This window comes from Microcystis sp. BLCC-F209, assembly GCF_041928595.1.
Classification (GTDB): Bacteria; Cyanobacteriota; Cyanobacteriia; order Cyanobacteriales; family Microcystaceae; genus Microcystis.
Genome location: NZ_JBHFLL010000030.1, coordinates 24,026 through 32,342 on the forward strand (window position 1 = coordinate 24,026; position 8,317 = coordinate 32,342).

General features: G+C 44.7%; 7 protein-coding genes. 3 read left to right on the forward strand and 4 right to left on the reverse strand.

Going from position 1 to position 8,317, the window contains the following annotated elements; translation table 11 throughout:
• Nucleotides 1-22 precede the first annotated feature (22 nt).
• Entirely contained in the window at nt 23-2,095 is a 2,073-nt protein-coding gene (locus ACE1AQ_RS02305; RefSeq protein ID WP_110543116.1) for a caspase family protein, read from the reverse strand.
• Nucleotides 2,092-3,261: a sulfate adenylyltransferase gene (gene sat, locus ACE1AQ_RS02310; RefSeq protein WP_110543118.1), complete on the reverse strand. Its 1,170-nt coding sequence runs from the start codon at nt 3,259-3,261 to the stop codon at nt 2,092-2,094. The genes ACE1AQ_RS02305 and sat overlap by 4 nt, the downstream gene beginning before the upstream one ends.
• 131 nt (nt 3,262-3,392) lie before the next feature.
• Between sat and ACE1AQ_RS02315 the strand changes: the two genes are divergently transcribed.
• Entirely contained in the window at nt 3,393-4,097 is a 705-nt protein-coding gene (locus tag ACE1AQ_RS02315; protein WP_002803710.1) for an SDR family oxidoreductase, read from the forward strand.
• A gap of 166 nt (nt 4,098-4,263) precedes the next feature.
• Entirely contained in the window at nt 4,264-5,349 is a 1,086-nt protein-coding gene (gene hppD, locus ACE1AQ_RS02320; protein WP_110543120.1) for a 4-hydroxyphenylpyruvate dioxygenase, read from the forward strand.
• Nucleotides 5,350-5,380: 31 nt separating this feature from the next.
• Here hppD and ACE1AQ_RS02325 read toward each other — a convergent pair whose 3' ends face one another.
• Both ACE1AQ_RS02325 and ACE1AQ_RS02330 read right to left on the reverse strand, forming a co-directional pair.
• Nucleotides 5,381-5,917, reverse strand: coding sequence for a TIGR02281 family clan AA aspartic protease (locus ACE1AQ_RS02325; protein ID WP_008206095.1), 537 nt, complete (start codon nt 5,915-5,917; stop codon nt 5,381-5,383).
• A gap of 102 nt (nt 5,918-6,019) precedes the next feature.
• A complete protein-coding gene (locus ACE1AQ_RS02330; RefSeq protein ID WP_110543122.1) occupies nt 6,020-6,361 on the reverse strand; it encodes a histidine triad nucleotide-binding protein in 342 nt (113 codons plus the stop codon).
• A gap of 231 nt (nt 6,362-6,592) precedes the next feature.
• Here ACE1AQ_RS02330 and ACE1AQ_RS02335 point away from each other — a divergent pair, with 231 nt between their 5' ends.
• Nucleotides 6,593-8,068, forward strand: coding sequence for a YifB family Mg chelatase-like AAA ATPase (locus ACE1AQ_RS02335; RefSeq protein WP_369751920.1), 1,476 nt, complete (start codon nt 6,593-6,595; stop codon nt 8,066-8,068).
• Nucleotides 8,069-8,317 lie beyond the last annotated feature (249 nt).

The window sequence follows — 8,317 nt, forward strand, 5'->3', positions numbered from 1 at the left end:
CCATAAGAATTATTCTATCGATTTAGTCCATAACCTGATAGATAAACCGGAAACCTGACCAAGTTCCCAGATCAAAGGCGTATTCATCAATGACACTGCCAGAATTATCCATTTTTAGACCTAAATCTAATTTTAGATCGCTCCAGAAAGCTCTGGCTATTTCTAGGGGGTTAGTCAGGGTGAGCAGTGGGCTGGCTTCTCCCTTGAGGCTTTGAGTGGCATTGAGAAGGGTCAAGGTGTTCGGGAAAGGATGGCGACTGAGGATCAGTATATTCTCTCTGATACCCTTGGGTTGACTAATTTTCCAATGCCCTTGGCCGGAATTGGGGATGGTGGCCTTGGTTTTGGCCGCCACGACAAAGGGGGCTAATGGGCTGGAATTGCTGAAATTATCTGGGTTTTCCGGACGGGAACAGTATAAAAGCGGTTGGCGATCGCTGTCGAGGACAAGGATCAGTGCGTAGAGGGGTTGTTCTTCTTGATTCTCGATTTGATAGCGAATTTCCGTACCGACGGGCAGAATTAAGTCATTTTTAGCGGTATTATTCCCCCTGCTACCCGCGATTTTTTGGGTTTGTAGCGTGGAGATATAGGTTTGATCGAGGCTTTCCAGGGTGACGATGACGGCTAAACCGGAGGATTCTTGATTGATCAACAAGTGCCACAATTTGCAGGCCAGCAGGGTTTCTAGTTGCGATTGCAGTCGTTTGATTCCCGATTTAATTGCTTCGTTGGCCGCCCCTAAACTACCGATAATTAGGGAGCCATTGGGAGATAATAGTTGATAATTGCCAGTTTCTTCGCTACCAACTCGACTTAAGAGACAATCTACCGTTTGTTCACCAATGTTAACCACGGCGGCCACATCGGGCAAACTGGCAAAGGTACTGGTGGCATCTACCCGTTCAATCCGGGTTAAGTTACTATCCAAACCGACGATTAAGCCGATTTGACTGGGAAAAACCCGCAATTTTTCCTCTAGAATCTGTCCTATTTCTAGGGAGGCGGTTGCTGATAATAACTGGGCTTTGGCTTTTAAACCCTGACGGGAGAGAATTTTTAGGCTGATTTCCTGCCCAGTCGCCTCAATAAAGCTCAAACAGGAGTTAATCCCGTAATTTTCTAGGATTTCTAAGGGCAGGCCGACCAGATTGACTTCTAGGGTGCGTTCATCAATAAGATTTGTAACAATTGCCGCTCCCCCCCTTGACTTTTCTGGCTGTATATGATATGGCGGCGCAGAATTATTTTGATTATTGGTCAGGATTGCCGGTTGCTGTTGTTGACTGCTGTGACTAGCGACGAGATGACGGAGATGGGGAAAAGCGATCGCAATTGTCGGACTGGGGGAAACTTGCCAGAGATACTGAGTGAGATCATAGGTGAATAAGCCGGCATTGGGGCTATTACCGCTCAATTCCAGGGCGATTTGCTCTGGTTTAGCGGCAGCGAGAATAACGCCGTTACTAGGCTTATTTTTGAGGTTAAAACGGGTTTTAATATCGGCAGCGAAAGTTAATTCGGCGGGGTTAAGATCAGTAATGGTTCTAGAATAGGAACGAATGCGGAGATTACCGAGATAGGGCTGAGGTTGGGGGAGATGACTACTATCAAAAACCAAGCTAAACTTATCCGTAGCTAGACAGCGAGCCATCAGCAGGATATTTTCCTTAAGTAAAGCATTTTCTGCCCCATCAGCAGTAATAAAAACTTCTTTTCTGTCCCCAAGACTGCCATAACCACTAAAGTGAAAAATGACCACATCCCCCAACCTGGCTTGGGCGATCAGGTGTTCTAAAAAAGCCGATTCGATCGCTTCTCGACTGGCTTGTTGTCCCGTTAAAGTCACTATATCAGCATCCTGAAAGCCAAAACGATAACGGAGAAGGTCTTTTTGTAACTCCACATCGGTAAGACAGCCATGCAGCGGCGGAATATTCGCCCCATACTGGTCAATACCGACTAAAAGAGCCAATTTTCGGGGATTAGGGGCGGCGAGAGCGGCCAAATGACGGTTAAGGGTCCCTTGACTAATCGCCAAAGTCAGCAACCCCCAACCTGTCTGCTGGACAAATTCTCGCCTAGTTATGTTCATGATCCCTGCATAGCCCGGATTAATTCGGCAGCCACTTCTGGACGGGAGAATTCCGGAGGTGGTAATTCTCCTTTGCGCAGCAGTTCCCGGACTTTCGTTCCCGAAAGGTGGATTCTTTCTTCCGGTAAACTGGGGCTAGTTTTGGTGGTTGCCATTCCCGAAGTGCGGGTACAGTAGAAAGCGTGTTCAAACTTCATCGGCACGATTCCCAATTCCCCCGGCTCGAACTCATCAAAGATATACTGGGCATCGTAGGTTCCGTAGTAGTCGCCGACTCCGGCATGGTCACGACCGACGATAAAATGGGTACAACCGTAGTTTTTACGGATAATAGCGTGGAAAATTGCTTCCCGGGGGCCAGCGTAACGCATAGCTGAGGGGTTGATAGCTAGAATAACGCGATCTTGGGGAAAGTATTTATCCATCATGATCTCATAGCAACGCATCCGCACATCGGCCGGCACATCATCGCTTTTGGTAGCGCCGACAAGGGGATGCAAGAATAAACCATCTACCACTTCTAGGGCGCATTTTTGAATATATTCGTGGGCCCGGTGGATGGGATTACGGGTTTGGAAACCGACAATCGTTTTCCAAGCTTTTTCGTGGAACATTTTGCGCGATTGCAGAGGATCGATCTGATATTTGGGAAACTGGGGATGAGGATCGCGCTGAAGTAACCAAATTGGACCTGCGAGGTTAATTTCTCCCTGTTCGTAGAGGACTTTTACACCGGGGTGTTTATGATCGTCGGTACGATAGACGTTAACTGCTTCGTGTGCCTTATTATAACGGTATTTTTGGGTTAGTTCTAGGACTCCGACAAAGTTGCCTTCGCTGTCATCTAAACGAATCCAGTTGCCTTCTTTGAGAGGATCCGCCACTTCTTCCCTAACGGAAAGAGTCACGGGAATTGCCCAGGGTAAACCATTGATTAGACGCATATCATCGACGACTTTTTCGTAGTCGTCCTGTTCCATAAAGCCTTTGAGGGGACTGAAACCACCAATAGCAATCATAACTAAATCCGAGAGCGCTCGTTCATCTAGGGAAACTCGCGGTAGTTTTTCAGCTAGGGCCAGAAATTCGGCTTTTTCGGCAGCGGTAGCAATACGATTAATTAATTGCCCACCGTGGGGCGCGATTCCTTCGGTCAGTACAGTCATAAAAATTTCTTTACATTGTCACGGTTTATCCTATCAGAAGTTGGTTAACCCTTAATCAAGGGGTTGGGACTAGCGATGATTTTCCAGTCGGAACAGTTTACAATAAGATTTGTAAAGAATTATCAATAATTATGAGCGAAAAAGTTGTTCTGATTGTCGGTGCTACGGGGGGGATCGGTGCCACTTTAGCGCGTAAACTAGCTGTTAATGGTCATAAACTCGTATTAGTGGCGAGAAATGCCGATAATTTATCTAATTTAGCTGGTGAGTTGCCTTGTCCTTCTTTAATTGTGCCGACGGATATCACCAATCCCACTCAGGTGGAAACTTTGATGGCAAAAATTGTCTCCCATTACGGCCGGTTGGATGTGTTGGTTAATGCGGCCGGAGCCGGTGTGATGAAACAATATAATAAAATCACGCCGGAAGATTTAGATAAAATGCTCGACCTCAATCTGAAGGGGAGTTTTTATACCTGTCAGGCTGCCGCTAATGTGATGAAGGAAAATAAGGCCGGTCATATCTGTAATGTGGTGGGAATTTTAGGTAAGCATTCTATGGCTATGGCTGCCGCTTATTGTGCTTCTAAATACGGGGTGGTCGGTTTTAGTAAATGTTTGGCCGATGAGTTAAAACGCTATGGTATTAAAATGACTTTATTCTATTTTGGTGGTGTCGATACTCCTTTTTGGGATCAGGTGAGTTTAAAAGTTGATCGCACTAAAATGTTAACCGCTCAAACCGCCGCCGATGCTATCTATTTTGCCATGAATGCTGAACCCCAAGCCGTCCCCATGGAAATTAATATTCAACCCGATAGTCATCTCTTTTTTTAATCCTCAGGAGTCAGGAGTCAGGAGTCAGGAGTCAGTTATCAGTTATCAGTTATCAGTTATCAGTGTTCAGATTTGAGTTGTCAGTCAATAGCATTAAGTGGCAAGTTCGGAGTTTTATTTTCAATGTTTACTGCTCACTGAAAAAAACCTTTTTTTGACTTTATCTATGTTTGTTGATCATATTCATTTTTATGTAGAATCGTCCAAAAAATGGCGAGATTGGTTTGTGCGGGTGATGGATTTTCAGGCGATCGCAAGTTTAGTTAATCTCCACACACACACGGAAATAGTCGGCAATGGCATCCAAAAAGATAAAACTAAACAGATTATTTTTATCTTATCTTCTCCCTTAAATTCCCTTAGTCCCGTGGCGGAATTTTTAGGTAAATATCCTGAAGGGGTGGCGGATGTAGCTTTTCAAGTGGAGGATTTAGACACTTTAGCTAGGAGAATTAAACAGGATATTTTTATTGAGGAAACTGTTTTGGCTAGGGGTAAGATAAAAAGCTGTCAAATCTCTAGCATTGCTGATCTCAAACATACGTTAATTGAAAGGCAGGGAATCACGCCAATTTTAGCCGATCCTCATCTGATTCAATACGATAGTCAGCAACAATATAATCAGGATATTCTGGCAATTGATCACTTAGTTTTAAATGTTTTTCAAGGGAATTTAGAGTTAACAGCCAATTGGTATGAGGAAAATTTAGGCTTTAAAAAAAGGCAAACTTTTACTATTAAAACGGAGCGTTCTGGTCTTTATTCTCAGGTACTTGTTTACCCGAAAACTGAATTAAAATTACCGATTAATGAGCCAGATAGTAACAGTTCTCAAATACAAGAATTTTTAGATATTAATCAAAAATCTGGCATTCAACACATTGCTTTAAAAACAGAAAATATTTTAAGATTAACTCAAAAATTAAAAGAAAGAAAAGTAGAATTTTTATCAGTTCCCAACAGTTATTATCAGCAAATTAGCTATCAAAAAACAGATTTTAATATTGCTGATTGGGAATGGTTAGAAATTAAAAAACAGGAAATTCTCATCGATTTTGAACAAAATAGTCATTCCCTCCCAGAAAAGCCGACTTTACTGCAAATTTTCACTAAACCAATTTTTTCCCAGCCGACTTTCTTTTTTGAATTAATCGAGCGACGTCATGCCGCTAGAGGTTTTGGAGAAGGCAACTTCCGGGCTTTATTTGAAGCGATCGAACGGGAACAAATACAGAGAGGAACTTTAGATTAGAGTCAGAAAAGCGATAATTTTTCCCATGAGACTATGAACGATAACGTAATTCAATCACATCTTTTTTGATCGTGACATCATAGGAACCAAAAAAAGTTTGTCCCAAGAGTCCTAACCCTTCCATTTGGGGAGAAATACCAACAATCTGATTAGATAAAGCCACCTCGCCCACTTTAACAGAATTAATGCGACCAAGATACACAGTAACGACACCGCCGGCGGTATGAGCGAGTACTTCCTTTTCCCGTTTGACTTTCATCGCTTTCGCCATGGCATCGGTGAGGACGATACCACTAGCTCCCGTATCAAAAAGCATTTCATAATAGTGACGGTTATTAAAAACTACCATCACCGTGGGAATGCCGTTAACCCGGCGTTGAATCGGTAGCTGATAAACTTGCGGGGAATTTTTCCTATTTCTGGATGAACCGCCACAGAGACGGCTAAGATCTATGTGTTGTCCATCTGCTCTTTGGAGAAAGCATTCCGATTGAGCGAGAGTCGTAGGGGTGAAGGGAAATAACAGCAGGGTGCTGGACAATGCGATCGCAGAAATAGACCTATTCATGGGTTCAACAGAAGCAAAAAATAACTAAATCGAGAAGACTGACTCGGAAAAGAACGCTTCTAGCTCTAAAATTCCCCAAAAATGGGGGAAAATAACAGGAGTTTAACCCGGAGGCCAGGTCATTGGGCGATCGCCTAAAAGATGGACATGAAGATGATCGACGGTTTGACCTCCATGTTCCCCATTATTGATCACTACTCGATAACCTTGACTTAATTTAGCTTCGGCGGCCACTTTTTTAACAGTTAGTAACAAATGTCCCAATAAATCTCGATCGCTTTCGCTGGCTTCCTCTAGTTTCGGAATCGGTTTTTTGGGGATAATGAGGATATGGGTGGGTGCTTGGGGATTAACATCTCGAAAAGCGAGAACCAGATCATCTTCATAGACGATCGAGGCAGGAATTTCTTTCCGGATAATTTTGCTAAAAATAGTCTCGCTCATAGACAAATTGCTTTTTTTTTAACTATACCATTAAGCTCTCAGCTTTTCTGGTTAGGTTATCCCCAGAAATAGGCTGATTTTCAGGTTAAATTCCCAGATAAAATCATTTTTATGCGGAAAACTAGCCTAACATCCTGTTTCATTTTCCTAAGAACTCACTTTATTTTTACTTGAGCCAAAATGTTAGCAAGGGTTTGGAGTGCGGCAATTATCGGCATCGATGCCATTAAAATCGGGGTAGAGGTGGATGTATCGGGGGGATTACCCGGAATTGCCGTGGTGGGTTTACCCGATACCGCCGTGCAGGAGTCGAAAGAAAGGGTAAAAGCTTCCCTAAAAAATGCCGGATTTGCCTTTCCCATCCGCAAAATTGTCATCAATTTAAGTCCCGCCGATATCCGCAAAGAGGGGCCGATTTATGATTTACCGATTAGTATCGGCATTTTAGGGGCTTCCGAACAGGTAGAAGCCGATTTATTGGGGGATTTTCTCTTTTTAGGTGAATTATCCCTCGATGGTAGTTTGCGTCCCGTGGCGGGGGTTTTACCGATTGCTGCCGCCGCCGAAAAAATGGGGATCAAGGGTTTAGTGGTTCCCGCCGATAATGCCAAAGAAGCAGCCGTGGTCAAAGGCGTACAAGTGTATGGGTTTCGTCATCTATCGGAAGTGGTAAATTTCTTAAATGAACCCGATCGCTATTCACCGATGACTTTTAACGCTGCCGAAGAATTTGGGCGATCGCGGGTAAATCTTCCCGATCTCAAGGATGTTAAAGGTCAAGCAATTGGCCGTCGGGCCCTGGAAATTGCCGCAGCTGGAGGTCATAACCTAATTTTTGTCGGGCCACCGGGTAGCGGTAAAACCATGTTAGCGCGACGTTTACCCGGAATTCTGCCCCAGCTTACCTTTGCCGAATCCCTAGAAGTCTCCCAGATTCATTCCGTCGCTGGATTACTGAAAGATCGAGGTTCTCTGGTGCGCGAGCGTCCTTTTCGCAGTCCCCATCACTCCGCTTCCGGAGCGGCGCTGGTGGGAGGTGGCACTTATCCCCGACCGGGGGAAATCTCCCTTTCCCACCGTGGTATTTTATTTTTGGACGAATTAACGGAATTTAAGCGCAGTGTCTTGGAATATCTCCGACAACCCCTAGAGGATGGTTATGTGAGCATTTCTCGCACTCGTCTTTCCGTCGCTTTTCCGGCCCGTTTTACCTTGGTGGCCAGTACCAATCCCTGTCCCTGTGGTTATTACGGTGATTCGGTGCAACCCTGCAGCTGTTCACCGCGACAACGGGAACAGTATTGGGCGAAATTATCGGGACCGCTTTTAGACCGTATTGACCTACAAGTGACGGTAAATCGCCTGAAACCAGAAGAAATGACCCAAGAGAGTCGGGGAGAAGCTTCTGAGCAGGTGCGGCAACGGGTAGAAGGGGCCCGACAAAAGGCCAGCGATCGCTTTCAGAATACGGGGATTCGCTCTAATGCGGAGATGAATTCCGAGCATTTGCGGCGTTTTTGCGCTCTTGATCATAGCAGTCGCCATATTTTAGAAGGGGCAATCCGAAAATTGGGTTTATCGGCCCGAGCAATGGATCGCATTCTCAAAGTTGCCCGCACCATTGCCGATTTAGGAGATAGTGAAATGCTGAAAAGTTCCCACGTTGCCGAAGCAATTCAGTATCGCACTCTTGATCGTTTAAGTTAGGGTTTGCGGCAAAAAGTTTGTTGGTGGGGTTAGGAGTCGGTCGTCAGGATTCAGGAGACAGTATTCAGGAGACAGGAGACAGTATTCAGGAGATAGGAGTCAGAAAGCAGGGCTCTTCTAGGTTCTGTGTGATAAGTTTAATTGACATAGGATCGATCGATCTTTGTGTCCTTTGTGTCTTTGTGGTTCGTTCCACCCCCTCGCTCTTGAGAAATGTATCTTAGAATACATTTTACCCACCAAAGCTGG